This is a genomic window from Sedimentitalea sp. XS_ASV28, from assembly GCF_041224545.1.
Lineage (GTDB): Bacteria > Pseudomonadota > Alphaproteobacteria > Rhodobacterales > Rhodobacteraceae > Sedimentitalea.
Map to the genome: position 1 here is coordinate 1 of NZ_JBGFGP010000110.1, position 23,464 is coordinate 23,464.

Below are 23,464 nucleotides of genomic sequence, written 5' to 3' on the forward strand. Positions count from 1 at the left end.
GGGCGGCCAGGATGAAGCGTTCATGAAACGCCCACTCTTCGTCCGACATCAGGTCTCGTGCCAAGCTGGTCTCCATTGCAGATACCAGTTTGAATCACGTTCAGCCCGCCCTGTTAACACCTTTTGTCAACACGGCCTAGCGACCGAGAGGCGCGTCCTCGGCATCGATTCGACCGTCATTCGGCCAAATCTCGCGTGCTGCGGGGCATCCTGCCCCTTGCAATCCGTCGCGCGATTGGGTCAGGTAAGGTCTGACTTATCTACCGTCCCGGCGTTTCATACGGCGGGGCGTCTCATTTTGAGCGGATCGACACCCATGGACAAAATTCCGATGACGCCGGCAGGTCACGCTGCACTGGAGACCGAGCTCAAGCAGCTCAAGACCGTCGAGCGGCCAGCCATCATCAAAGCCATCGCCGAAGCGCGAGAGCACGGCGATCTTTCGGAGAATGCCGAGTACCATTCCGCGCGCGAGAAACAGTCGTTCATCGAGGGTCGCGTCAAGGAACTCGAAGGCGTGCTGAGCCTTGCCGACGTGATCGACCCGTCCAAGCTCTCGGGCGCGATCAAGTTCGGGGCACGGGTCACGCTGGTCGATGAAGACACCGACGAAGAGAAAACCTGGCAGATTGTGGGCGAATACGAAGCCAACATCGAAAAGGGACTTCTCAACATCAAGTCCCCCATCGCGCGCGCTCTGATCGGCAAGGAAGAAGGCGACAGCGTCGAAGTACGCACGCCGGGCGGTGAACGATCCTATGAAGTGGTGAGCATCGCCTATTCCTGACGGAGCACGTCATGTCGGAGCCCTCTCCCGATCCCGAGACGACCGTCCCCCGGTCGCTCGGGACCTATAGCAGACCCAGCAACGACCGGTTGTCGGGCGTCGAGATCGCCGCGATTGCGTTCTCGGTGCTGTGGCTTGCGGTTTCGCTGGTCCTGTTCCTGCGCATCCCGGCCGAAGCAGGCGACGGGGCCGGAGGGCCTGGGCTGCTCACGACGCTGATGACGGCGTTCCTGCCGGTCGCGCTGATCTGGGCGGTGACGATACTTGCACGCTCCAACCGCGCCCTGCGCGATGAGAGCCAGCGGCTGCATGCCGCCGTGGATGGCCTGCGACAGGCCTATGTCGCGCAAGCGCAAAAAGGCCGGTCGAGTACGGACAACCCGCTGTCAAAGCGTTTGGACGACATCGCCGCCGCAACGACGAGAACCGAGGCGACGCTGGCGGCGTTGGCGGCACAGCTTGCGCAACCCGTCGCAGATCCCGGCCAGCTATCTGCCGGACCTGCCGCCCGGGAAGAACAGGCTGCACTGGAGCTTGCCCCCCCTGCCGAGCCCGCGACGCCGCCGCTCGCCGCAGAGAGCTTTGTCCGCGCGCTGAACTTTCCCGAGAACGCCGAAGACAAGGCCGGCTTCGACGCCATGCGCCTTGCCCTGCGTGACCGACAGGCGGCGCAGTTGATCCAGGCGAGCCAGGATGTGCTCACCCTGCTGAGTCAGGAAGGCATCTATATGGATGATCTGAGTCCTGATATGGCGCGTCCGGACGTATGGCGGCAGTTCGCACATGGCACACGCGGCCGCGAGGTCGCAGCCCTTGGGGGCGTCCACGACCGGACCGCGCTGTCCCGGACGGCCAGCCGCATCAAGCAGGATCCGATCTTTCGCGATGCGGCGCATCATTTCCTGCGCCTGTTCGACCGCATGTTTGCCGATTTCGAAACCGATGCAAGCGATGCCGACATCTCCGCACTCAGCGACACCCGCACCGCCCGCGCCTTCATGCTGCTGGGGCGGGTCGCGGGGACCTTCGACTGATCCTGCGACCCGCCTGACGGCAGCCGGCGCCGGGTTCAGGGCAACACTATTTGCCGGCCTTCATCCCGGTCTGCATTCCATAGAGAAACGCCTGAAGCAGTGCCTGGATGAGTGGCGGGGCATCATCGAGTCCCAACGACTGCTCCTCCTGTTCCGGCTCGCTCGGCGGGGCCGTTTCCTGCGACGGTTTCGAGACGGCGACACCGATAACAATCAAACCGAGCCCGAGATAGGCCGACCCGACGATCAGAGATGCGAACGGTCCCCCGATTTGCAGCGCCAGGGCCACCCACAATGCCGCGGTCAAAAACCCGATGCCCACGAGCACGAGCAACGCTCCGGCAGTGAGCAACCCGGTGCGCATCGCGGTCCGGGCCGCCGCCCGTTTCAGTTGACGCGGAACCATCCTACCGGCGGGTCATCAGCATACCGACCAGAAATCCAAGCCCCGCTGCCATGCCGATTGCGGTGGCTGGCTGTGTGCGGATGAAATCATTGGCATTGCTTTGCAGCTGTTCGACCTGCGCCTTTGCTTCGGCCGCCGCCTGTTCGCCCTTTTCCCGGAACTTCCTGGCCTGCGCCTCGGCCTCGTCGCTCAGCTTCGCGGCCTGTGCCTTGCCCATTTCCGCCATCAGGCCGGTCAGTTCTCCGATGTCCTGCTGAAGGACGTCGATCTTCTTTTCGAGATCCTCGACTGTCGGGGCCTTGCGGGACCCGCTGGAACTGGATGTCGCCATGAGATGTCTCCTTTTCGACTCTCAAATAAACAAAGCATGAACCCGCCTCGCCTGCAAATGCGACATGTATCTGGCGGAGAAATATCGTGCCCATCGCTGTCATCGCATCGACCAAGAGGCGAAATGTCGCTTATCTGGGGTGCCTGCCACTTTCAAATTACCCCGTTTGCGGCGAGGTTTGGAGAGAATGCCCGGTCATCCAGAACGCCGGCATGACCAGGGCCGTATACTTCCCACAACAAGCCAGCAAACCGAGCATCGGGACAGGACCATCAGCGATGTCAGTAGCGAGCGACAAGAACAAAAAGCAAGACTTCGACATCCTGCTGACCGCCCAGGAGGCCTATCCCGAATTCGAACGTGCATGCCTGTCGGCACGGACCCAGATCACCATGTGTTTCCGCGTGTTCGATCCGACGACACGGTTGCGCAGTGCCGAGGCACGCGAATTCGGCGAGACATGGATGGACCTGATTGCGCATCTGTTGGGTCGCGGTATCCACATTGACGTGACAATCAGCGATTTCGACCCCGTCGCCCTTCCCGATGCCCATCGGGCCACCTGGTCAGCCCTGCGCGCGTTGCACACTGCCGCGGAATTGTCCGGTCGCCCCGCGCAACTCAGGGCGCGCGCCGCGATGCATCCCGCGCGAATCGGCTTGATACCGCGACTGCTGCTCTGGCCGGGTGCCTATCTTGAACTCCGGGGCACGGCCTCGCAACTGAACGAATTGCCGCCATCCGAACGCGATACCTATCTGCGCGAGGCCCCCGGCCTGCGCAAGCATCTTGCGATCAAGGCCGGGCGCCTGACGGCGCGACTCTGGCCGGTTCCGCATGTCTATCCGGCGACCCATCACCAGAAATTGGCCGTGATCGACCAAAACGTACTTTATATCGGCGGCCTTGACCTCAATGAACGGCGGTATGACGATCCGGGCCATGACCGGCCGCCCGAAGAAACATGGCATGACGTTCAAATCTGCCTGCGTGGCCCGCAAGCCGCCTCTGCGCTGCGTCACCTTCAGACCTTTCAGGATATCGCTGAAGGCGCGCGCCCTCCCCACCTGACCGGGCTCATCCGGACCGTGTCGCGCAAGCGCTACCTGTCGATTACCCGCATGTCCCCCAAAACCGTCCTGCGCGAGATTGCCGATACACATCTGAGCAAAATCGCCAATGCAAGACGCTTCATCTATCTGGAAACACAATATTTCCGCGATACAAGACTCGCCCGCACACTCGCCCGGCGCGCGCGTGACAACCCTGAACTCGGGCTTATTCTCATCCTGCCGGCCGCGCCGGAAGAGGTGGCCTTCGAACAGGACCCGGGCAAGGCCGAGAAATACGGCGAATACCTTCAGGCGAAATGCATCCAGATGATCGCAGACGCCTTTGGCGACCGGGTGTTCATCGGCTCACCGGCGCAAACCCGCAGGGCCGATGACGATGGGCGCGCAACACTCTATGACGCACCGATCATCTATGTGCATACCAAGGTTTCGATCTTTGACGATGATCTCGCGATCGTGTCCTCGGCCAATCTGAACGGGCGCAGTTTCAGGTGGGACACCGAGGCCGGAATTTGCCTGAGCGAACCGGACCGCATTGACGCGCTGTGGGCGCGCTGCACACACCAGTGGCTGGGCCGCGATGCCGGCGAGGACTGTCTCGACCGGGGCAATGCGGTTGCCGCCTGGCGGCTCAGGGCGCAGGCCAATGCCAAGATCGCCCCGGACGAGCGCACCGGTTTTCTGTTGCCCTATGCCTCGCGTCCTGCGCGGCGCTTTGGCCACACCCTGCCCGGCATCCCCGAAGAGATGGTCTGACCGATCGCCCCTTGAATGCCGGCACGATGCGCTGCACCTTTAACACAGCGATCCCCAGGACGATGGAACAGCCAATGACCGACCTTGCCGCCGCCCTCGCCGCCATCGACGCGGCCAATGCACATGACCCGGATACCAGTGAAGGCGCCCCGGCGGCACAGCTCTACGGCCAGCGCATGACCGCGGAACTGGCGCGGTTGTTCCCGGATGCGCCGGACCCGTTGCAGATCGCGGCGCGCGGCCAGCATATCGAACGCTGGACCAAGAGCCGGTCCGACTATCCCGAGGGGCGCGAAGGGTACTTGAACTGGCGTCGCGATCTGGCGAAACACCATGCCGACCGCGTGGGAGAGATCATGCGGGAGGCCGGTTATTCGCAGGAGGATGCCGAATCCGCCGGTCGCATGATCCGCAAGGAAGGAATCAAACGCAACGAAGACGTGCAGATGCTTGAGGACGTGATCTGTTTCGTGTTTCTGAAATGGTATTTCGCGCCATTCTCCGAAACCCAGGAGCCCGAGAAGATGCAGCGCATTGTCGCCAAGACTGCCCGCAAGATGTCGGCAGAAGCCCGCGCCCGCGTCCTGCGCGAATTCGACCTGCCCGAAAACCTTGCCTCCGCGTTTCGGACATGAGCGGCGCACGGGACGGTTCTTTGCAATGACCTCGGATCACGACCTTCCGCAGGCAATCATCGTCAGCCACGGCCAGCCTTCGGACCCTGACCCCGCCGAAGCCATCCTGGCTGAACTGGCGCAACGGGTGGCCGGGAACCTGCCCGGATGGACGGTGCGCAGCGCGACGCTTGCCAAGACGGGCGCGCTTGAGGCGGCCATGCAGCAATGCCGAGCGACGCCTGTCGTCTATCCGCTGTTCATGACCGATGGCTGGTTCACGCGAACCATGCTGCCCAAACGGCTGGGCGGCGCCAAAGCGCATATATTGCCCCCTCTGGGCACCGATCCCGGCCTGCCCGACCTGGCGGCCGGAATCATTCGGGGCGAACTCGGCAAAAGACACTGGCACGCCGCGGAAACCTGCCTCGTCGTGGCTTCCCACGGGTCGGGAAAGAGCCGGAATTCGGCACGCGATACCGAGAATTTCCTCGGCGCGCTATCCGGGCAGATGCAATTCGCGCTGGCTCGTGCCGGATATATCGAGGAGACGCCTTTTCTGAAGGACGCTGCGCGGTTTGACACGGATCAGGCGGTATGCCTGCCATTTTTCGCCGCACGGGGCGGTCATGTGATCGACGACATCCCGCAAGCGCTGGATGAGGCGGCGTTTCGCGGAGTTCGGCTGGCTCCGATCGGAACGCATCCCGAAATCGCGGCGATGATCGCCGCCGCTCTGCGCAATCACGGCGGCTGACAGCCCGACAACACGTCTCGCCGCTATCAGCAAACGGGTCCGACCCGTCATATGGCAGGACCCGAATACATGTCTGCGTCTGTTGACGAATGCGGTGGCGTCGAGCGAACCGCAGCGATCAGTGCAGGATCAGTTGAACGTGCTCAGATAGGCGATGACGTTCGCGCTGTCCTCTTCCTTGCGCAGCCCCGCAAAGGACATCTTGGTGCCTTTCATGAAGTCCTTGGGCTTGGTCAGGAACGCCGTCAGGGATTCCTCATCCCAGACCAGTCCTTCTGCCGCCTTTTCCGTCAGGGCGCTGGAATAGCTGAAGTCCGGGTTTGCCCCCGCAGGCGCGCCGACGATACCGTTCAGGACCGGGCCGACCTTGTTCTTGGCGTCTTCACCGACAGCATGGCATGCCTTGCACTTCTTGAATACCTTTTCGCCCTTGTCCGCATCACCTTCCGCGAAGGCCGGTGCCGTCAAAGCCATAAGTATCGCAGCGGTGCTGAGTATGGGTCTGATCATATGAAAATCTCCTCTTAGTACGGCGGTATCTAACGCGCTTGCGGGCCAACTTCCAATGGCCTGAACCCGTTCCGCGACCAAAGTCGGCATTGGGGACAATAGGTCGCAAGATGTCGAAGGCACCCTGTCATGCCGCCGTGAAGGCAATTTCAGAGATCGTCAAATGCGCCGGGTCGTCACCCGCTCAGCGGCTCAGGCCACCATGCAGGGTCGGCATATCCAGCGCGGAAAACCCGTAGTGGCGCAGCCAGCGCAAATCTGAATCAAAGAATGCACGCAGATCCGGTATGCCGTATTTCAGCATCGCAATCCGGTCGATGCCCATGCCAAAGGCAAAGCCCTGCCAGATCTCGGGATCGACACCACCCGAGCGCAGCACATGCGGATGCACCATGCCGCTGCCCAGCACCTCCATCCAGCCGTCACCCTCGCCGATGCGCAACTGGCCATCCACCCACGAGCACTGGATATCGACCTCGGCCGACGGTTCCGTGAAGGGGAAGTGCGACGCGCGGAACCGGGTCTTAATACCGTCGATTTCAAAGAACGCCGAAAAGAATTCCTCAAGCACCCATTTCAGGTTGGCCATGCTGATATCCTTGTCGATGGCAAGGCCCTCGACCTGGTGGAACATCGGCGTGTGCGTCTGGTCGTAATCCGCGCGGTATACGCCACCGGGGCAGATGATGCGCAGCGGTGCGCCACGCTGTTCCATGGTGCGGATCTGAACCGGGCTGGTATGGGTGCGCAGCACGTGCGGCGGGCGATCATCGCCGTCTTCGCGGTGCATGTAGAACGTATCCATCTCGGCCCGCGCGGGATGGTGGCCAGGGATGTTCAGCGCATCGAAATTATACCAGTCGGTGTCGATGCGCGGCCCCTCGGCCACAGAAAACCCCATCTCGGCAAAGATCGCGGTCAGTTCCTCGGTCACCTGGCTGACCGGATGAATCGTGCCCTGGCGACGCGGGCGCGAGGGCAACGTCACATCCAGCCATTCGGTGCGCAGGCGTTCATCCAGCGCCGCATCGGCAAGCGCGGCCCGCTTGGCGGCAATGGCGGAATTGATCTCGTCCTTGAGCGCGTTGAGCGCAGGGCCGGCGCTCTGGCGCTCTTGCGCGGTCATCTTGCCCAGTTCGCGCATCTTGAGGGCAACCTCGCCTTTTTTGCCCACCGCCGCGACACGTATGGTTTCGAGAGCGGATTCATCCGCAGCCTCGGCAATTTGCCCGAGATATTTGGCTTTCAGATCGTCCATCGTGGCCCCCGGTTTTCTTTCCCGCCCTGCTAGCCGCACCGCCCCGCAATTGCAAGGCAGCGATGGACATGCGCCACGACCTGGCGTTAGCGTGGCCGCGAGATCACCGGGAGGACGTGATGAGCCATCTGCAATCCGTACTTGACCAGGCCACCGACGCAAGGGACGTGCCCTTTGTCGTCGCGATGACCGCCAATGCCCGGGGTGTGACCTTCAGCGGCGCGGCGGGCGACGCGCGCGAGGGTCTGACCGCGAGCGAGGACACCGCCTTCCGAATCTTTTCCATGACCAAGGCCGTGGGATCGGTCGCCGCAATGATCCTGATCGATCGCGGCACGATCGGCATGGACACGCCCGTGGCCGAAATTTTGCCAGCCTGGAACGATCTCAGGGTTCTGGACGGCTTCGACGGCAATGAACCCGTCCTGCGTGCCCCGAAAACCCATGCAACACTGCGACATCTGGCCACCCACACCAGCGGCATGGAATACGAATTCTGGAACCCCGACGTGCCGAAATACATGGAACTGACGGGGCACCCCACGGTGCTTTCTGGGCTGAAATCGTCGTTGATGTACCCGCTGACCACCGATCCGGGCACCCGTTGGGGTTATGGGCCGTCCATCGACTGGCTGGGTCAGGTGGTCGAAGCGGTGGACGGACGCCGGATCGATGCGTTTTGCCGGCAGGAAATCCTCGAACCGCTGGGCATGAACGACACAGCGTTTGATCCGGACCGCCTGGCGGACCGGCTCTCTGCGGTTGCGATGCGTGGCGAAGATGGTGAATTCCGGCCACACAACCTCGCGCCCCCCGCCGATCCCGAATTCTATGGCATGGGCCACGCGCTTTATTCCACGGCCCCCGATTACCTGCGGTTCCTGCGCATGGTGCTGAACCGCGGGCAGCTTGACGGCAACAGGATCCTGTCGGAACACGCGCTGGACGCGATGGTTTCGGACCAGATGAACGGGCTGACATTCCAACCCATGCAGAGCGTCGCGCCCCTGGTCAGCGCCGATGTCGAGTTTCCCCAAGGCTCCACGCACAGCTTTGCCTTTCTGCGCAACGAGACCGACATTCCCGGCATGCGCAGCGCCGGTTCGCTGAGCTGGGCGGGCGTGTGCAACACGCATTACTGGATCGACCCGTCAAGAGATCTTGCCGCGGTGATCATGACCCAGTCGCTGCCCTTTCTCGAACCCCGCTTTCTGAAGACCTATCAGGCCTATGAGCAGGCAGTCTATGCCGGGCTGTGAGGTGTATCCGGTCGCCGGATCATGAGTAACGAACCCGCCCGTCCCTGGCTGGTGCTGCTTGGCCTGGCGCTCGGCATGTGCGTCACCAACAGCTTTGCGCGGTTTGCCTATGGCCTCATGCTGCCAGCGATGAAGGCCGAAATGGGCTGGACCTATGCTCAGGCCGGATGGCTGAACACCGCGAACGCAATGGGTTATATCGTGGGGTCGGTGCTCACCATGGCGCTGATCGGCCGGATGAGCGCCTCGCGCCTGTTCGCATTGGGCATGGCGACAACCACGGTGGCGTTGATCGCGACCGGCCTGCACGAGGCAATGTGGTGGCAGACCCTGTGGCGGCTCGCAGCCGGATTGTTCGGGGCCATGTCCTTTGCCTCCTCGGGCGCGCTCGCGGCGCAGCTTTTCCAGAATGATGCCCGGCGAAATGCCCTGGCGATCGCGCTGCTGTTCGGATTTGGCGGCGGTCTGGGCATCGTGCTGTCGGGCGCGGTCCTGCCCTTGCTTCTGGACGCCTATGGACCGACCGCATGGCCGCGCGGCTGGCTGTTCATCGGCGTGACGAGCGTCTGCTTTCTGCCGCTGGGTCTCTGGGCCGCGCGTCAGCTGCGTGCCCCGAGCCAAGATGCGCCCGCCCCGGCCCGCCTGCCGGTGCGCAGGATGCTGTCGCTCTTTGCCGGCTATGGCAGTTTCGGACTGGGCTATTTCGTCTACCTGACCTTTCTTTCGGCCTGGATGACCGAACAACAGGCCAGCGCCCAGCTGATCGCGATGGTCTGGGTCATGCTGGGCCTGTGCCTGTGCATTTCGCCTTTTGTCTGGCGTCCGGTCTTTGCCCGTTTCAATTCGGGCATCCCGCTCGCGATGATCCTTGCTTGCATCTCGCTGGGCTCGGCCTTGCCGGTGCTGGTTCCGGGTCCGCTCGGGCTTCTGGTCTCGGCAACGGTTTTTGGTCTGTCTGTCTTCATGTCCCCCGGCGCGGTGACGAATTTCATCCGCCACAACCTGCCCCTGCAAAGCTGGGGCGCGGCGATAAGCCTGTTCACCGTGGTCTTTGCGGTATCTCAGACCGTTGGCCCCTATGCCGCCGGATGGCTTGGCGACCGCACCTCCAGCATCGGCACCAGCCTGCTCGCGGCGGCCGCTGTGCTTCTGGCCGGGGCCGGGCTGGCAACCATGCAAAAGCCCCTGCATCGGGACTGACCATTGAATCTCGCCAACGGATTGCCCTCACCGCGACATAGCGCGATAAAAGCGCATCATCGAAGGGCCGGCACAGGCCAGGGAAACAGGGAGGAAACGAAAATGAGCGATTTTTCACGCAGGGGCGCGCTTGGCCTGATCGGCGGGGCGGCGACACTGCCCATGCTGGGCAGCCCGGCCTTCGCCAATACCAGGATCAATGTCGCTGCCCTGCGCTTTACCAGCCACGCACCCAGCTTTGTCGCATATGAACGCGGATATTTCGCCGACGAGGGTCTCGATGTCGAGTTCAAGTTCTTTCAGGCCGCGCAACCGATGGCGGTGGCAATCGCTTCGGGCGACGCGGATTACGCGGTCACCGCCATTTCCGGCGGCCTGGTATCACTGGCCGAAAAGGGCGCAACCAAGGTGATCGGCGGCGCGCTGAGCGAGGAACCGGGCATTGACGGGCAGATGATCCTCGCCAGCAACGCCGCCTTCGAGGCCGGTCTGACCGATGCGGCGATGCTGGACGGCAAGAGCTTTGCCATGACGCAGGCGGGGTCGTCCTTTCACTACATGGGGTCCAGGATCGCCGGGGCCGAAAACGCCAAGGTGAGCTTCAAGCCTCTGCAAAAGGTCGGCGCGATCATCGGCGCCATGAAATCCGGACAGGTCGACGCCTGGACCATCGTGCCGCATATCGGCAAGGCACTGGCCGGCGCCGGCGCGGTTCAGCACATCGGCATGGTCTCGGATTATATCCCCGACTATCAGGTCACGACCGTCTTTACCTCGGCGGCCAATGCCGCGAACGAGCGCGGCAGGACCGAAGCCTTCCTGCGCGCATTCAGCAAGGGCGCGGACGATTTCAATGCCGCGCTGGTCGACAGGACGGCGGGCGACGACGCCGCAGAAGAAATGGTCACGCTGATCCACAAATATGTCTATACCGACCGTCCCTATGAAAAGGCCGCACCATCCATCCGCAACGGCGCGATGCGGATCAACAAGAACGCGGCGCTGAACATGAAGTCGGTCGAGGACCAGTTGGGCTGGTTCCGGTCGGAAGGTCTGATCAAGGACAGCATCACCACCGAAACGCTGGTCGATCCTTCCTATGTCGAGGTGATCTAGCCGCCGTGGAACTGACCGTCGAGAAACTGACGCACCGGTATGGCGACGTACCGGTGTTGCAGGACATCACCCTGCACATCCCTGCGGGCGAGATCCTGTGCGTGATCGGCCCGTCGGGTTGCGGGAAATCCACGCTCCTGCGGATGATCGGCGGGCTTGAACGGCCCGACACCGGGCAGGTCCTGCAACGGGGCTCGGCACCTGCGGATTGCCTGAACCCGCTGACCTTCGTGTTTCAGGATTTCGCCCTGCTGCCCTGGCGCAGCGTCGGCGGAAACATCTCTCTGGTGCTTGAGGATCACGGGATTCGCGGTCAGGCGGCTGACACGATCATCCGCGACGTTCTGGCGCGCACGAAACTGGGCGATTTTCGCGATGCCCTGCCCCGGCAATTGTCCGGCGGCATGAAACAGCGGGTGGCGATCGCGCGGGCGCTCGCGGTGAATCCGGCGGTCATGCTGCTGGACGAGCCATTGTCGGCGCTGGATGCGCAGACCCGCGAGCTATTGATGGAGGATCTGGTCGCCCTCTGGCAGCGCCAGCCGTTCACCGCCGTCTACGTCACCCATAACCTCGCCGAAGCGGTGCGCCTGGGTCACAGGATTGCGGTGCTGTCGCGTCGTCCGGGGCAGGTGCACGAGGTGATCGAGGTCGATATCCCCCTGTCCGACCGGGCACCCGGCGACCCGCATCTTGAGGACCTGCAATCGCGGTTGTGGCAGATCATGAAGGACGAGGCCATGGCGGCCGACCAGGAGTTGCTCGATGTCTGAGACCGCACGCCCGGTTCCCTTTCGCGGCGGCGGCTTCCGCCCCGTGTCCAAGCGCGGCGCGGGTTTTGTCGTGTTCGTTCTGCTGCTCGCCGTCATCGAGTGGGGCACGCGGGCCGGATGGATTTCACCCCTGACCCTGCCCCGGCCCAGCGACGTCGCCGCAACCCTTGTCGATCTCGCGCGCTCGGGCCTGTTGTGGACCCACCTTGTCCCCTCCCTGACCCGGTTGCTGGTCGGGTCTCTGCTGGGCGTGACGGCGGGCATCGGTGTGGGTATCCTGATCGGTCTTTTCAGCTATGTGCGCGCCGGGCTGATCCCGCTGGTCGCCGCTCTGTTTCCGATACCCAAGATCGCGCTCCTGCCGCTGTTCGTGATCTGGTTCGGCATTGATGAGGGCAGCAAATACGCGCTGATCGCGCTCGGCACCTTTACCCCGACCGTGGTCGCGACCTACGGCGCGGTCGACAACGTGGACCGGACACTGGTGCGCATGGGTCAGAGTTTCGGGCTGCGCTGGCTGTCGATCGTGCGAAAGATCGTCCTGCCCGGCGCGCTGCCCGGCATCCTTTCCGGTTTGAGAGTATCCATCGCCATCGGGATCATCCTGCTGGTCGCCGCCGAAATGCTCGGCGCGGAATACGGTATCGGTGCCTACATCCTTCAGGCCGGTTCGCTCTATGATCTCGAACGGCTGTTCGCCGGCGTGGTCATCCTCTCCAGCCTCGGCGTCGTCACGAGCTGGGCCATCGGACGGCTCGAAAACTGGCTTCTGCGCTGGCGAAGCTGATGTCCAGGCCCCTTGGTTTCAGCGGCGCGGATCGGTGACAGCCCTGCGTCACGCCCCCGTCGGTCGGAAATCGAGCGATCCGGCGGTCGACAGCGGAACCAAACGACGTGCAACGCCAGGATCAGCCGACAAAGGCAACGCGGCCTGAAATCAGAGATTTCAAGCCAATTGCAGGACGGTCTAGTCTGAACGCTCCCGTGCGTCCGCGTCCTGTTTCAGCCGCGTCATGAAGGCCACCGAAATATGCTCTTTCAAGGCAGCCTCGGCCTGCGCCTCGTTGCGCGCTTCGATCGCGCTGACGATGCCATCATGTTCACTCTGCGCGATCTGCCCCCGCCCCCGTGCGGCGAGCGAGGTTGTCGCCATGAGCGCCATCGTTCGATGCACAAGGTCCAGTTGCTGCACGAGATAGCGATTATGCGAGGCCAGATGGATCTGTTTGTGGAACCGTCGGTTGGCGCGCGCCAGCGCCGCCGGGTCGTTCACCAGGGCATCATCCGCAGACACCATGGCCCGCAGCACCGCGATCTCTTCTGCGGTGGCATGTTGTGCCGCCAGCCGCGCCGCCAGCCCTTCGAGCTCGCGCCGCACGACATAGAGCTCTGCCATCTGGTTGTGATTCAGCGACGCAACAATCAGCGACCGCCCGTCGCGTTCGAGCAGCGACTGTGTCTCCAGGCGCTGCAACGCCTCGCGGATCGGCGTCCGCGACACGCCGAAACGCTCGGCAAGATCACTCTCCACCAGCCGGTCGCCGGGCTTGTAGACACCGACATCGATCGCCTCGAGAATCAGGCTGTAGGCGTCGGTCTGCGGTTGTTTGATCTGGGTCATCCGGTCCTTTCCGGCCTTGGGTCCATCATGTCTACAGGCCGGTGCATCGTGCAATCAACCCCGCCGTTGATTTGTGCGCGCCTGTGTCCTAAAGCGTTTCGCGACGAACCTGAATCAGCTGATACTGTCTGAAACCAGATATTTCAACGTGTTAGCTGATGTCCGATATTGCAAGTCAATCGCGAAACGCTCTGGGTGACACATATGGTCAAAGCCGCTTTCTCTCATGTCACCACCTGGGTGTTCGATCTGGACAACACCCTCTACCCACCCCAGGCCCGGCTGTTCGACCAGATCGAGCTGCGCATGACGAGGTTCGTGATGAATGCGCTTGGTGTCGAGCGCGCCCAGGCCGATCTGCTGCGCAAGCAGTACTGGCATCAATACGGCACCACGCTGGCGGGGCTGATGCGCGAACATGACGTCGATCCCGGCCCCTACCTGACGGATGTGCACGACATTTCGCTCGATCATCTTGACGCGGACCCCGATCTGCGCGCGCGCATCGCCGACCTGCCGGGTCGCAAGATCGTCTATACCAATGGCTGCGCACCCTATGCCGAACGGGTTCTTGGCGCGCGTGGTCTCTCGGGTCTGTTTGACGCGGTCTATGGCGTCGAACATGCCGAATTCCTGCCAAAGCCGGAACGTCAGGCCTTTGAGACCATTCTCGCCCAGGATCAAAGCGATCCGCGCCACGCGGCCATGTTCGAAGACGATCACCGCAATCTCGCGGCGCCTCATGACATGGGGATGCGCACCGTTCACGTGGCACCGGCGCCCGTTGCCGCCGATCATATCCATCACTACACCGACAACCTGAACAGCTTTCTGCGGACAGTGATCTAATGCGAACGCGCCGCGCCCCTGGGCCGGGACAGCGTGTCGTCTGGTGTCCGGTGATCCGCCGGACTAGCCTGCGCCAATGAAAGGGACCGATCCGATGGCTGATACCTGCGATATCCTTATTTCCGGCGGCGGGGTTGCCGGGCTGACCGCCGCCGTGGTCTTCGGCAATGCCGGTTTCGACGTGATCTGTGTCGACCCCGCTCCGCCGATTACCAACCGTGATGCCGAAGGCTCCGACCTGCGCACCACCGCGATCCTGCAACCGGCGCGCGACCTGTTGGAACCATGTGGTCTTTGGGCGCGCCTTGCGCCGCATGCCGCACCGCTTCACACCATGCGTATCGTCGATGCGGGCGGCGCGCAGCCCGAACCACGGGTCGTGCGCGATTTCAACGCCGCGGATGTGTCCGACCATCCGTTTGGCTGGAACCTGCCCAACTGGCTGCTGCGGCGCGAGCTCGTGGCCCGGCTGGAGCAGCTGTCAAATGTCGATTTCCGCCCCGGAACCGGCACGGTCAGCCTGTTTACCCGACAGACAGAAGCCAGGGTCGGCCTCTCGGACAGTCGCCGGATCAGGACGCGGCTGGTGATCGCGGCCGACGGGCGAGGGTCGGCAATGCGCGAGGCCGCCGGAATCGACGTGCATACGATACGCTATGGGCAAAAGGCACTGGCCTTCGCCGTGACCCACCCCGTACCGCACGAGAACGTCTCGACCGAAATTCATCGCACCGGCGGCCCCTTCACATTGGTGCCCCTGCCCGATCATGAAGGTCATCCGTCTTCGGCAGTGGTCTGGATGGAACAGGGGCCACGGGCCGCGGCGCTCTACGATCTGGAAGTCTCCGGTTTTGAAGCTGCGATGACGGAACGGTCCTGCGGCCTTCTGGGCCCGCTGAAACTTGCCACGCGACGCAGCATCTGGCCCATCATCAGCCAAAAGGCCGCGCGGATGTCGGGGGAACGCATCGCGTTGATGGCCGAGGCCGCGCATGTGGTGCCGCCGATCGGCGCGCAGGGTCTGAACATGTCGCTTGCCGATCTGCGCTGCCTGCTGGACCTCGCGCTCGCCCACCCGGAGGGGTTGGGCGATGCGGAAATGCTTGACGCCTATCACGCGGCCCGGTTCCGCGATGTCAGCCTGCGTGCGCAGGGGATCGACCTGCTCAACCGCGCCTCGATGGCTCAGGCGCGCCCGCTGCGCGATGCGCGCGCGGCGGGGTTGAACGCACTCTACGCGCTGCCGCAGGTGCGCCGCACCCTGATGCAGATGGGGCTGGGCGTCAGGTAGCCTCCAGCCGACCTCTCAGAGGACCTGGTCGAGCGCTGCCCTGAGACGCGCGATGGTGCCGTCCACGTCATAGAGCTTGTCGAGCCCGAAGAGGCCAAGGCGGAAGGTGCTGAAATCCGCAGGCTCATCACATTGCAGCGGCACACCGGCTGCAATCTGCATCCCAAGCGCGGCGAATTTCTTGCCGTTCTGAATCTCCGGATCGCTGGTATAGCTGACCACCACCCCCGGCGCACCGAACCCGTCGGCGGCGACCGACACCACGCCCTTGTCGCGGAGCATTTTCCGCACACCGTTGCCAAGCGCCCACTGCGCCTCGCGCAGACGTTCGAACCCGTATTCGCGGGTTTCCTGCATCGTGTCACGGAAATCACGCAGCGCATCGGTCGGCATGGTGGCGTGATAGGCGTGGCCGCCGTTTTCATAGGCCACCATGATCTGCCGCCACTTGCCGAGGTCGATGGCAAAGCTGTCCGAACTGGTCTCGGCCAGACGCGCCTCGGCGCGTTCCGACAGCATGACGAGGCCCGCACATGGCGACGCGCTCCACCCCTTTTGCGGCGCCGAGATCAGCACATCGACCCCGGTGGCCTGCATGTCCACCCAGGCACAGCCCGACGCGATACAGTCGAGCACCATCAACGCGCCGACCTCGTGCGCGGCGGCGGCCATCGCGGTGACATAGTCATCGGGCAGTATCACACCCGCAGCGGTTTCCACATGCGGTGCGAACACCACGTCCGGGCGCATCGCACGAATCTCGGCGACGACCTCGTCAATCGGGGCCGGGGCAAAGGGCGACGGTGTGGTATTTGCGGTCTGCCGCGCCTTCATCACGCTGGTCTGCGCGGTCAGGCTGCCGGTTTCGAAAATCTGGCTCCAGCGATATGAAAACCATCCGTTGCGCACCACGAGAACCTTGGCATCGCGCGCGAATTGCCGTGCCACGGCTTCCATGCCATAGGTGCCGCCGCCGGGAATGATGGCCACCGCATGGGCGCCATAGACCTCTTTGAGCATGTCCGAGATGTCGCGCATGACCTTTTGGAACACGGCGGACATGTGGTTGAGCGAACGGTCGGTGAAGACGACGGAAAATTCCTGAAGTCCTTCGGGATCAACGGTATCGAGCAGCGCGGGCATTTGGTCCTCCGTGGAAATATGCGCCTTTCCTTAGCCCGCGCAAGACGGGTTGGCAAACCGCCATTTCGCCCCATGTCACACTAGCCGAGCGGCCCGGGTCGGCGCTCTTCGCTCAGCAGCACATTGGCCTCGACCTCGCCTGCGCCGGGCAGGGTCATGATCCGCCGGCGCAGCACCCGTTCGAAATCCGAAAGATCCCGCGCCACCACCCGCAGCCGGAAGTCATAGAGGCCGAGCACATGCTCGACGGTCTGAACCTCGGGAATGGCGCTGACAGCGCGTTCGAAATCCTCGAAGCTGACGTGACCTTTGCGGGCGAGTTTGACGCCCAGAAAAACCGTCACTCCAAAGCCGAGCGCCTCGGCGTTCAGGCGCAGCCGAATCCCCCTGATCACCTTTTCGTTTTCAAGCCGCCGGATGCGCCGCCAGACCGCCGGCTGCGACATCCCGAGCCTGCGCGCGATGCCCCCCGCGCTCTGGCTGGCATCGTGACGCAATGTCCGAAGGATCTCGCGGTCGATATCGTCGAGTTCGATCATACCGGCAACGCCTCGTTGCTCTTGATTCGCGACAGATGCATCAGCGGTTCGATATCTGCGATATGCGGCAGGTTCAGGATGCGGGTGCGATAGACCTGCCGATATTGCGCCATGTCCCGCGCGATGACCGACAATCGCACGTCGACCCGCCCCAGGAAGGTCTGGATCTCGAGCACTTCCGGCACCTCGCGCGCCGCCGCGATGAAATCGTCAAAGGCGCGGGGCTGCGTCTTGTCCAGCGTGATCCTGAGACTGACCTCGACCGCATAGCCAAGCGCCGCCCAGTCGATCACCGCCTCTTTCCCGAGGATCAGCCCCTGCGCCTGCATTTTCTCGATGCGACGGAACACCTTGGACGTGCTGAGTTTGGCAGAGGCCGCCAGCTCTGCATTGGTCAGGGTCGGTTCGGCCTGAAGCAGGCGCAACAGCCGGCGGTCAATGTCGTCGAGCATGAATTTTTCGCATTTTATATATTTCGAGAATAGGAATGGCATAAATCAGAGATTTATTCCACTCCTGTCCCCTGCCCTTTATGCAATTCTCCCGATACACCCTGCACAGAAGACATGACAGCAAAAGGAACGCCAAAATGCGCGTCTATTATGATCGCGATTGCGACATCAACCTGATCAAAGACAAGAAAGTAGCCATTCTGGGCTATGGCAGCCAAGGCCACGCCCACGCGCTGAACCTGCGCGATTCCGGTGCCAAGAACCTGGCGGTGGCGCTGCGCGAGGGCAGCCCGAGCGCCGCGAAGGCAGAAGCCGAAGGCCTGCAGGTGATGGGCATCGCGGAAGCCGCCGCATGGGCCGACCTGATCATGTTCACCATGCCCGACGAATTGCAGGCCGAAACCTATCGCAAATACGTGCATGACAACATCCGCGAAGGTGCCGCCATCGCCTTTGCCCACGGTCTGAACGTGCATTTCGGCCTGATCGAGCCCAAGCCGGGTGTCGACGTCATCATGATGGCCCCCAAGGGTCCCGGCCATACGGTGCGTGGCGAATACACCAAAGGCGGCGGTGTGCCCTGCCTTGTTGCGGTCAACAATGACGCATCGGGCAAGGCGCTGGAAATCGGCCTGTCCTATTGCTCGGCCATTGGTGGCGGCCGTTCGGGCATCATCGAGACCAATTTCCGCGAGGAATGCGAAACCGACCTGTTCGGCGAACAGGCGGTTCTGTGTGGCGGTCTGGTCGAACTGATCCGCATGGGTTTCGAAACACTGGTCGAAGCCGGGTACGCCCCGGAAATGGCCTATTTCGAATGCCTGCACGAAGTGAAGCTGATCGTCGACCTGATCTATGAAGGCGGCATCGCCAACATGAACTACTCGATCTCCAACACGGCGGAATATGGCGAATATGTCTCCGGTCCGCGCATCCTGCCCTACGACGAAACCAAGGCCCGGATGAAAGCCGTTCTGCGCGACATCCAGACCGGGAAATTCGTTCGTGATTTCATGGCGGAAAATCAGGTCGGTCAGCCGTTCTTCAAAGGCACGCGCCGCCTGAACGACGAGCATCAGATCGAGCAGGTTGGCGAGAAGCTGCGCGGCATGATGCCGTGGATCAGCGCCGGCAAGATGGTCGACAAGGCAAAGAACTGATCCGGCGCGGGTGCGCCCGCGCGCACCCACCGCGTAACATCGACCGCATCCTTCCCGACCCCGGCCCTGCGCCGGGGTCTTGTATTTACCGGCGCCGAGAGCCGTCAGACGCCACTATTGCGCCGCGGCATCAGATCCGACCGCATCGGTCACGGCCTGAACGATGCTGTTCACCGTTCGGTCGAGCATATCCGGGTCCTCGCACTCGGCCATCACCCGGATCAGCGGCTCGGTGCCCGACTTGCGGATCAGCAACCGGCCCGTCCCATTCAACTCGGCCTCGGCATCCGCGATCGCGCTCTGCACCGTGGGAAGTTGCAGCGGTTGCTGCCCATCGCCATAGCGCACGTTCCTGAGCAATTGCGGCACCGGCTCGAACTGACGCGCCAGCGCGCTCGCCGGTGTGTTCGACCGGACCATCTCGGCAAGAAAGTGGAGCCCGGCCATCAACCCGTCACCGGTTGTGGCATAATCGGTCATCACGATATGTCCCGATTGTTCGCCACCCAGGTTGAAGCCACCTTCGCGCATGCGTTCAACCACATAGCGATCCCCGACGCCGGTGCGTTCGAGCCGCAGCCCCTGGGCCTGAAGATGCCGCTCAAGACCGAGATTTGACATCACGGTCGCGACCAGTGCCCCCCCGGCGAGTTGATCCTCGGCGGCGCGACGCGTGGCCAGCAGCGCCATCAGCTGATCGCCATCCGCAACGGTTCCGGTTTCATCGATGAGAATGACGCGGTCTGCATCGCCATCCAGGCAAATTCCCACATCGGCCCCATGCGCCACCAATGTTTCGGCCGCAACACGCGGTTTGGTCGATCCACATTCACGGTTGATATTATGCCCGTCGGGCGAGACCCCCACCGGGATCACGTCGGCCCCGAGCTCCCAGAGCGTTTCAGGCGCGGTGCGATAGGCGGCGCCGTTTGCGCAATCAATCACCACCTTCAGCCCGTCCAGCCGCAGATCGCGTGGCAACGACGATTTGACGCGCTCTCCGTATCGGAACCTTGCATCGTCGATCCGTTTGGCCCGCCCGATATTGACCGCCTGCGCGGCTTCGACCCCCGCGTCGATCAGCGCCTCGATCTCGGCCTCGACCTGATCGGACAGCTTGTACCCGTCAGGGCCAAAGAACTTGATGCCGTTGTCCTCTGCCGGATTGTGACTCGCCGAGATCATCACGCCCAGATCCGCGCGCATCGACCGTGTCATCAACCCCACCGCTGGCGTCGGCACCGGACCAAGCAGAAGCACGTTCATACCGGTCGAGGTCAGCCCCGCCGTCAGGGCATTCTCGAACATGTAGCCTGACAGGCGCGTATCCTTGCCGATCACCACCCGGTGCACCCCCCCGGACTCGCGCCGAAAGTACCGCCCCACGGCGGCACCGATCCGCAAGGCCATATCGGCGGTCATCGGATGAACGTTGGCCTTGCCACGGACGCCGTCGGTTCCAAACAGTTCTCGCATCAGAAGTCCTTGTCGCTATCTCGCTGCCGACCAGAGACGCAGCGCCTGCGCCGTCTCGGCGACGTCATGTACCCGTAGGATTTGCACACCCTGCGCCAGCGCGGCAAGCCCCACGGCAATCGAACCCGGTGCACGGCTGGCCGGTTCCGGGGCCTGACCGATCGAACCGATGAAACGCTTGCGCGAAACACCCAGGAGGATCGGACAACCGATGCCGTGAAACACGCCGATATTGCGCAACAGCGCCAGGTTATGCGCCTCGGTCTTGCCGAACCCGATCCCCGGATCGATCACCATGCGCTCGCGCGCGATGCCGATACGTTCCAGCGCCGTCACACGATCCTGCAAATAGGTATAGACATCCAGGATCACGTTGTCATAGCGCGGGTCCTGCTGCATCGTGGCCGGATCACCGAGCGCATGCATGATACAGGTCGGCACGCCGGCGCGGGCGCAGAGCGGGGCAAGGGCCGCGTCATAGGTGAACCCGGCAACATCGTTGACCATCGACGCGCCCGCCGCAATTGCCGCCTTGGCGACGCCGGCCTTGCGCGTGTCGATGGAAATCCGCATGTCGGTGTCGCGCATGAGGGCGGAGATCACCGGCGCCGTGCGCCTTGTCTCGATCTCTTCATCAATGGTGTCGGCGCCGGGCCGTGTCGATTCGCCGCCGATATCGATAATCGACGCGCCCGATCGGACCATCGACAGCGCAGCCCTGCGCGCCGCTTCGGCGTCATTATGTTGCCCCCCGTCGGAAAAGCTGTCCGGCGTGACGTTCAGAATGCCCATGATCTGCGGCTCGGCCATATCGAGCCCCATCACCGGCGCACGTGGCGCGGTAAGGTTTGCGAGCAGGCGCGACGGCAGGCTCGACGCCGGCACCACGCAAGGCGGTGCGCCGCGCCCGTGAAGTTCCGCATGGGTGAACCACAGGTGCCGTGTGCCCGCCAACGGCACCGCGTCGCCGGGTCTTGCAGGCCCCTGCTGGACCAGCGGTCGCGCGGCCAGGGTCACAGGATTTGCTGTTCCACGGACACGGCGCGAAGGGGAACGCCCGGATCCTGCGGCAGGTCGGAGCCGATCACCAGCATTTCGTCGGCTGCAAACGTCGCCGCGAACCACGCCGCCAGCGCCACCGCATCGGAGGGCGCGGCCGAGGGCCCATCGACCGCATCCAGCACGATCTTGGACGGGGCCCAGACACAGATCTGTCCATTCTTCATCGCCCAGTCGAGTTCGGTTCTGGTCGATACCACCTTGCAGCGCAGGTCGCGCGCGGCAAGCGCCCAGGCGTTCTGCTCGATGGCCAGAAGGTCGATCCGGCGCTGGGTCATCTTGTGGCCGGTCATCGGGCGCGGCTGATCATGCGCCCCGACGCACAGGACCAAAGGCCGGTCCCCCCCGGCAAGCTGGTCGATCCAGCCGGACAGGTTATCCGATGCGATCGCGCGATTTGACAGGTAGGTCAGGCGCGGATGCGGGCGGTCATCATCGTGTGCGGGGCTGTCCAGCGCCTCCGGGGCAATCTGGTCACGGCCGCGCACGATCTCGACGCCAAGCGCGCCCGGCCCCCGATCGAGCTTTTCGACACGCACGAAGACCCGCATCGCCTGCGGTTCGAGCAGGATACGCTCGGCAATACGTGCCGCAAGTGTCTCCAGCAGATTGAGCCGCTCTTCTGCCAGCTCGTGCTGGATCGCCTCGGTCACCTTGTCATAGGAGAGGATCCGGTCGACGTCATCGTCTATTGGCCCGGTCAGCGGCTGCACTTCGACCACGACGTTAAAGCAAATCCGCTGGGTCTTGCCGCGCTCGGCCTGAAAAGCCCCGATATCCACGGCAACGATATGGTCGCGCAGCGAAATCCTGTCGAGCGGGTCCTGCGAAGCGGTTGCCTCGGCGCGTTCGGAAGGGTGCGCGAAGGCGAGTCGGATTTCAGAAGTCATCAAAAAGCCTTTTGTTTGCGTCCAGAGAGGTGACACGCCGCGTGTTCCGGTCAACCTAGCAGTACAAGGACAGCGCGGCCAGACGCCAATCGGTTTCCATCCGGCGGATCAGTTCCGCGCCCCGGAAATAAAGTGGCCAGCGCCCATGAACCCTCCCAAGCTCATGACCACTGGCCCTGGACCGTCCGGCATCACCAAGGTGGCGGTCGGTGCTGTGCGCCGATCAGGATTGCTGCGGTCCATCCCATAGTTTCCTTGCGGAAGCCCCCTCCAGAATGACCGTGCCTGACGACGCCAAATGACATCACCCGTCCGGGTATGGCTATTCGCTGCTCGCGGTACGAATACCCGGTCGGTAAAATACATGGACACCAATGCGTGCGGTTTCCTGAAACCGGCGTGACCAGGACGGCCGGACCGCATTGGTATGGTAATAGGTCGCGCCATCGGTCAGATCGACCCCGACCCCGTCAATGGCCGCACGGGCGACCTTGGCAACGCGGCGGAATGCGCCGGGCTCTGCAATCACCTCTTCGCGACCGTCGCAGGTATAGGTGAACTGGCACTGATAACGACGGCCGGTGCCCTGGTTGATCACCGCGCAAACCGAGTCGGGAAAGCGGCTGCTCTGAACCCGGTTCAGGATGACTTCCGCAACGGCAAACTGGCCCTTCACGGTTTCCCCGCGCGCCTCGAAATACAACGCTTCGGACAGGCAGCGCCACTGTTCGCCGCCGCTGGCAGGCGGCTGGCTGTCGATCCATCGTCTGGAATAGGTCGCCGCGATCGGCTTGACTTCGGCACGCGGTTGCGACGCTGTCAGCAGCGATTTCAGATACGGGCCTAGGCCCAGCCGTTTGGTTTTGGTGCGTTCCTGTGTCTCTTCGACAGGGTCGGTGCGTTTGACATCGGCACGGGCCGCGTCGACTGCAAGACCAAGCTCAATCGCGGCAAGGCAGATTGCCGCAATTGCGGTTTTCGAGCGAAACATTTCGTACAATTCCCCAAAGAATGATCCGCGCCGGACCCTCCCGCGACAAGCGCAGGGCAGGCCTTAGACTTTTTTCCGTGCAAGATCCAGTTTTCCGGGCATTGCAGGCGGATTTTCGC

Annotated in this window: 25 protein-coding genes; 13 read left to right on the plus strand and 12 right to left on the minus strand. The window is 63.0% G+C overall.

Annotated elements, in window-relative coordinates; all coding sequences use genetic code 11:
* Window positions 1-316: 316 nt before the first annotated feature.
* On the plus strand, window positions 317-787 hold the full coding sequence (gene greA / locus AB9K34_RS08365) for a transcription elongation factor GreA (RefSeq protein WP_369953976.1): 471 nt from the start codon (window positions 317-319) through the stop codon (window positions 785-787).
* A gap of 11 nt (window positions 788-798) precedes the next feature.
* Complete coding sequence (locus AB9K34_RS08370) at window positions 799-1,821, plus strand: hypothetical protein (RefSeq protein WP_369953977.1); 1,023 nt, start codon at window positions 799-801, stop codon at window positions 1,819-1,821.
* A gap of 46 nt (window positions 1,822-1,867) precedes the next feature.
* On the opposite strand, the gene AB9K34_RS08375 is transcribed toward AB9K34_RS08370, so the two are convergent.
* Together AB9K34_RS08375 and AB9K34_RS08380 are read right to left on the minus strand one after the other, a co-directional pair.
* On the minus strand, window positions 1,868-2,227 hold the full coding sequence (locus AB9K34_RS08375) for a phage holin family protein (RefSeq protein ID WP_369953978.1): 360 nt from the start codon (window positions 2,225-2,227) through the stop codon (window positions 1,868-1,870).
* A gap of 1 nt (window position 2,228) precedes the next feature.
* Window positions 2,229-2,558: a YqjD family protein gene (locus AB9K34_RS08380; RefSeq protein WP_369953979.1), complete on the minus strand. Its 330-nt coding sequence runs from the start codon at window positions 2,556-2,558 to the stop codon at window positions 2,229-2,231.
* 278 nt (window positions 2,559-2,836) lie between these two features.
* On the opposite strand from AB9K34_RS08380, the gene AB9K34_RS08385 reads away from it, so the two are divergent.
* The 3 genes from AB9K34_RS08385 (at window position 2,837) to AB9K34_RS08395 (ending at window position 5,758) form a co-directional block, all read left to right on the plus strand.
* Window positions 2,837-4,387 carry a phospholipase D-like domain-containing protein gene (locus AB9K34_RS08385; protein WP_369953980.1) on the plus strand — a complete coding sequence of 517 codons (1,551 nt, stop codon included), beginning with the start codon at window positions 2,837-2,839 and terminating at the stop codon, window positions 4,385-4,387.
* A gap of 74 nt (window positions 4,388-4,461) precedes the next feature.
* Window positions 4,462-5,022, plus strand: a complete 561-nt coding sequence (locus AB9K34_RS08390) for a DUF4202 domain-containing protein (protein ID WP_369953981.1) — start codon at window positions 4,462-4,464, stop codon at window positions 5,020-5,022.
* A 25-nt stretch (window positions 5,023-5,047) separates the two neighbouring features.
* Window positions 5,048-5,758, plus strand: a complete 711-nt coding sequence (locus AB9K34_RS08395; RefSeq protein WP_369953982.1) for a CbiX/SirB N-terminal domain-containing protein — start codon at window positions 5,048-5,050, stop codon at window positions 5,756-5,758.
* A 129-nt stretch (window positions 5,759-5,887) separates the two neighbouring features.
* Here the strand turns inward: AB9K34_RS08395 and AB9K34_RS08400 are convergent, their stop codons facing one another.
* Window positions 5,888-6,268, minus strand: coding sequence for a cytochrome c family protein (locus tag AB9K34_RS08400; RefSeq protein ID WP_369953983.1), 381 nt, complete (start codon window positions 6,266-6,268; stop codon window positions 5,888-5,890).
* 184 nt (window positions 6,269-6,452) lie between these two features.
* Window positions 6,453-7,526 (minus strand): phenylalanine--tRNA ligase subunit alpha, encoded by a 1,074-nt coding sequence (gene pheS, locus AB9K34_RS08405; RefSeq protein ID WP_369953984.1) that lies wholly within the window; start codon window positions 7,524-7,526, stop codon window positions 6,453-6,455.
* Window positions 7,527-7,645: 119 nt separating this feature from the next.
* On the opposite strand from pheS, the gene AB9K34_RS08410 reads away from it, so the two are divergent.
* From AB9K34_RS08410 to AB9K34_RS08430, 5 genes are all read left to right on the plus strand, one after another.
* Complete coding sequence (locus tag AB9K34_RS08410; protein ID WP_369953985.1) at window positions 7,646-8,785, plus strand: serine hydrolase domain-containing protein; 1,140 nt, start codon at window positions 7,646-7,648, stop codon at window positions 8,783-8,785.
* Window positions 8,786-8,806: 21 nt separating this feature from the next.
* Window positions 8,807-9,985: a YbfB/YjiJ family MFS transporter gene (locus tag AB9K34_RS08415; protein WP_369953986.1), complete on the plus strand. Its 1,179-nt coding sequence runs from the start codon at window positions 8,807-8,809 to the stop codon at window positions 9,983-9,985.
* Between the two features lie 102 nt (window positions 9,986-10,087).
* The gene (locus AB9K34_RS08420; protein ID WP_369953987.1) at window positions 10,088-11,101 is read left to right on the plus strand and encodes an ABC transporter substrate-binding protein; all 1,014 of its coding nucleotides are present in this window, start codon (window positions 10,088-10,090) and stop codon (window positions 11,099-11,101) included.
* Window positions 11,102-11,106: 5 nt separating this feature from the next.
* Window positions 11,107-11,874, plus strand: a complete 768-nt coding sequence (locus AB9K34_RS08425) for an ABC transporter ATP-binding protein (protein ID WP_369953988.1) — start codon at window positions 11,107-11,109, stop codon at window positions 11,872-11,874.
* Entirely contained in the window at window positions 11,867-12,661 is a 795-nt protein-coding gene (locus AB9K34_RS08430; protein ID WP_369953989.1) for an ABC transporter permease, read from the plus strand. The genes AB9K34_RS08425 and AB9K34_RS08430 overlap by 8 nt, the downstream gene beginning before the upstream one ends.
* A gap of 180 nt (window positions 12,662-12,841) precedes the next feature.
* On the opposite strand, the gene AB9K34_RS08435 is transcribed toward AB9K34_RS08430, so the two are convergent.
* The gene (locus AB9K34_RS08435; protein ID WP_369953990.1) at window positions 12,842-13,495 is read right to left on the minus strand and encodes a GntR family transcriptional regulator; all 654 of its coding nucleotides are present in this window, start codon (window positions 13,493-13,495) and stop codon (window positions 12,842-12,844) included.
* A 204-nt stretch (window positions 13,496-13,699) separates the two neighbouring features.
* Between AB9K34_RS08435 and AB9K34_RS08440 the strand changes: the two genes are divergently transcribed.
* Window positions 13,700-14,344: a pyrimidine 5'-nucleotidase gene (locus tag AB9K34_RS08440; protein ID WP_369953991.1), complete on the plus strand. Its 645-nt coding sequence runs from the start codon at window positions 13,700-13,702 to the stop codon at window positions 14,342-14,344.
* A gap of 94 nt (window positions 14,345-14,438) precedes the next feature.
* Window positions 14,439-15,635 (plus strand): UbiH/UbiF family hydroxylase, encoded by a 1,197-nt coding sequence (locus tag AB9K34_RS08445; RefSeq protein ID WP_369953992.1) that lies wholly within the window; start codon window positions 14,439-14,441, stop codon window positions 15,633-15,635.
* Between the two features lie 15 nt (window positions 15,636-15,650).
* Here AB9K34_RS08445 and AB9K34_RS08450 read toward each other — a convergent pair whose 3' ends face one another.
* From AB9K34_RS08450 to AB9K34_RS08460, 3 genes are all read right to left on the minus strand, one after another.
* Complete coding sequence (locus AB9K34_RS08450) at window positions 15,651-16,778, minus strand: aminotransferase class V-fold PLP-dependent enzyme (protein ID WP_369953993.1); 1,128 nt, start codon at window positions 16,776-16,778, stop codon at window positions 15,651-15,653.
* Between the two features lie 80 nt (window positions 16,779-16,858).
* The gene (locus tag AB9K34_RS08455) at window positions 16,859-17,317 is read right to left on the minus strand and encodes an Lrp/AsnC family transcriptional regulator (protein WP_369953994.1); all 459 of its coding nucleotides are present in this window, start codon (window positions 17,315-17,317) and stop codon (window positions 16,859-16,861) included.
* Window positions 17,314-17,769, minus strand: a complete 456-nt coding sequence (locus AB9K34_RS08460; protein WP_369953995.1) for an Lrp/AsnC family transcriptional regulator — start codon at window positions 17,767-17,769, stop codon at window positions 17,314-17,316. The genes AB9K34_RS08455 and AB9K34_RS08460 overlap by 4 nt, the downstream gene beginning before the upstream one ends.
* 80 nt (window positions 17,770-17,849) lie before the next feature.
* On the opposite strand from AB9K34_RS08460, the gene ilvC reads away from it, so the two are divergent.
* Window positions 17,850-18,929 (plus strand): ketol-acid reductoisomerase, encoded by a 1,080-nt coding sequence (ilvC, locus tag AB9K34_RS08465; protein WP_369953996.1) that lies wholly within the window; start codon window positions 17,850-17,852, stop codon window positions 18,927-18,929.
* Between the two features lie 114 nt (window positions 18,930-19,043).
* Here the strand turns inward: ilvC and glmM are convergent, their stop codons facing one another.
* The 4 genes from glmM to AB9K34_RS08485 form a co-directional block, all read right to left on the minus strand.
* Window positions 19,044-20,405, minus strand: coding sequence for a phosphoglucosamine mutase (glmM, locus tag AB9K34_RS08470; protein WP_369953997.1), 1,362 nt, complete (start codon window positions 20,403-20,405; stop codon window positions 19,044-19,046).
* Window positions 20,406-20,420: 15 nt separating this feature from the next.
* Window positions 20,421-21,422 (minus strand): dihydropteroate synthase, encoded by a 1,002-nt coding sequence (gene folP, locus AB9K34_RS08475; RefSeq protein WP_369953998.1) that lies wholly within the window; start codon window positions 21,420-21,422, stop codon window positions 20,421-20,423.
* On the minus strand, window positions 21,419-22,354 hold the full coding sequence (locus tag AB9K34_RS08480; protein WP_369953999.1) for a dihydroneopterin aldolase: 936 nt from the start codon (window positions 22,352-22,354) through the stop codon (window positions 21,419-21,421). Before AB9K34_RS08480 ends, folP begins: the two co-directional genes overlap by 4 nt.
* 322 nt (window positions 22,355-22,676) lie before the next feature.
* Window positions 22,677-23,345: a cell wall hydrolase gene (locus AB9K34_RS08485; protein ID WP_369954000.1), complete on the minus strand. Its 669-nt coding sequence runs from the start codon at window positions 23,343-23,345 to the stop codon at window positions 22,677-22,679.
* Between the last annotated feature and the right edge of the window lie 119 nt (window positions 23,346-23,464).

Excerpts from the sequence above, each read along its gene's own strand:
- greA (WP_369953976.1), top strand. The coding sequence starts at position 317 with ATGGACAAAATTCCGATGACGCCGGCAGGTCACGCTGCACTGGAGACC.
- AB9K34_RS08370 (WP_369953977.1), top strand. The coding sequence starts at position 799 with ATGTCGGAGCCCTCTCCCGATCCCGAGACGACCGTCCCCCGGTCGCTC.
- AB9K34_RS08375 (WP_369953978.1), bottom strand. The coding sequence starts at position 2,227 with ATGGTTCCGCGTCAACTGAAACGGGCGGCGGCCCGGACCGCGATGCGC.
- AB9K34_RS08380 (WP_369953979.1), bottom strand. The coding sequence starts at position 2,558 with ATGGCGACATCCAGTTCCAGCGGGTCCCGCAAGGCCCCGACAGTCGAG.
- AB9K34_RS08385 (WP_369953980.1), top strand. The coding sequence starts at position 2,837 with ATGTCAGTAGCGAGCGACAAGAACAAAAAGCAAGACTTCGACATCCTG.
- AB9K34_RS08390 (WP_369953981.1), top strand. The coding sequence starts at position 4,462 with ATGACCGACCTTGCCGCCGCCCTCGCCGCCATCGACGCGGCCAATGCA.
- AB9K34_RS08395 (WP_369953982.1), top strand. The coding sequence starts at position 5,048 with ATGACCTCGGATCACGACCTTCCGCAGGCAATCATCGTCAGCCACGGC.
- AB9K34_RS08400 (WP_369953983.1), bottom strand. The coding sequence starts at position 6,268 with ATGATCAGACCCATACTCAGCACCGCTGCGATACTTATGGCTTTGACG.
- pheS (WP_369953984.1), bottom strand. The coding sequence starts at position 7,526 with ATGGACGATCTGAAAGCCAAATATCTCGGGCAAATTGCCGAGGCTGCG.
- AB9K34_RS08410 (WP_369953985.1), top strand. The coding sequence starts at position 7,646 with ATGAGCCATCTGCAATCCGTACTTGACCAGGCCACCGACGCAAGGGAC.
- AB9K34_RS08415 (WP_369953986.1), top strand. The coding sequence starts at position 8,807 with ATGAGTAACGAACCCGCCCGTCCCTGGCTGGTGCTGCTTGGCCTGGCG.
- AB9K34_RS08420 (WP_369953987.1), top strand. The coding sequence starts at position 10,088 with ATGAGCGATTTTTCACGCAGGGGCGCGCTTGGCCTGATCGGCGGGGCG.
- AB9K34_RS08430 (WP_369953989.1), top strand. The coding sequence starts at position 11,867 with ATGTCTGAGACCGCACGCCCGGTTCCCTTTCGCGGCGGCGGCTTCCGC.
- AB9K34_RS08435 (WP_369953990.1), bottom strand. The coding sequence starts at position 13,495 with ATGACCCAGATCAAACAACCGCAGACCGACGCCTACAGCCTGATTCTC.
- AB9K34_RS08440 (WP_369953991.1), top strand. The coding sequence starts at position 13,700 with ATGGTCAAAGCCGCTTTCTCTCATGTCACCACCTGGGTGTTCGATCTG.
- AB9K34_RS08445 (WP_369953992.1), top strand. The coding sequence starts at position 14,439 with ATGGCTGATACCTGCGATATCCTTATTTCCGGCGGCGGGGTTGCCGGG.
- AB9K34_RS08450 (WP_369953993.1), bottom strand. The coding sequence starts at position 16,778 with ATGCCCGCGCTGCTCGATACCGTTGATCCCGAAGGACTTCAGGAATTT.
- AB9K34_RS08455 (WP_369953994.1), bottom strand. The coding sequence starts at position 17,317 with ATGATCGAACTCGACGATATCGACCGCGAGATCCTTCGGACATTGCGT.
- AB9K34_RS08460 (WP_369953995.1), bottom strand. The coding sequence starts at position 17,769 with ATGCTCGACGACATTGACCGCCGGCTGTTGCGCCTGCTTCAGGCCGAA.
- ilvC (WP_369953996.1), top strand. The coding sequence starts at position 17,850 with ATGCAATTCTCCCGATACACCCTGCACAGAAGACATGACAGCAAAAGG.
- glmM (WP_369953997.1), bottom strand. The coding sequence starts at position 20,405 with ATGCGAGAACTGTTTGGAACCGACGGCGTCCGTGGCAAGGCCAACGTT.
- AB9K34_RS08480 (WP_369953999.1), bottom strand. The coding sequence starts at position 22,354 with ATGACTTCTGAAATCCGACTCGCCTTCGCGCACCCTTCCGAACGCGCC.
- AB9K34_RS08485 (WP_369954000.1), bottom strand. The coding sequence starts at position 23,345 with ATGTTTCGCTCGAAAACCGCAATTGCGGCAATCTGCCTTGCCGCGATT.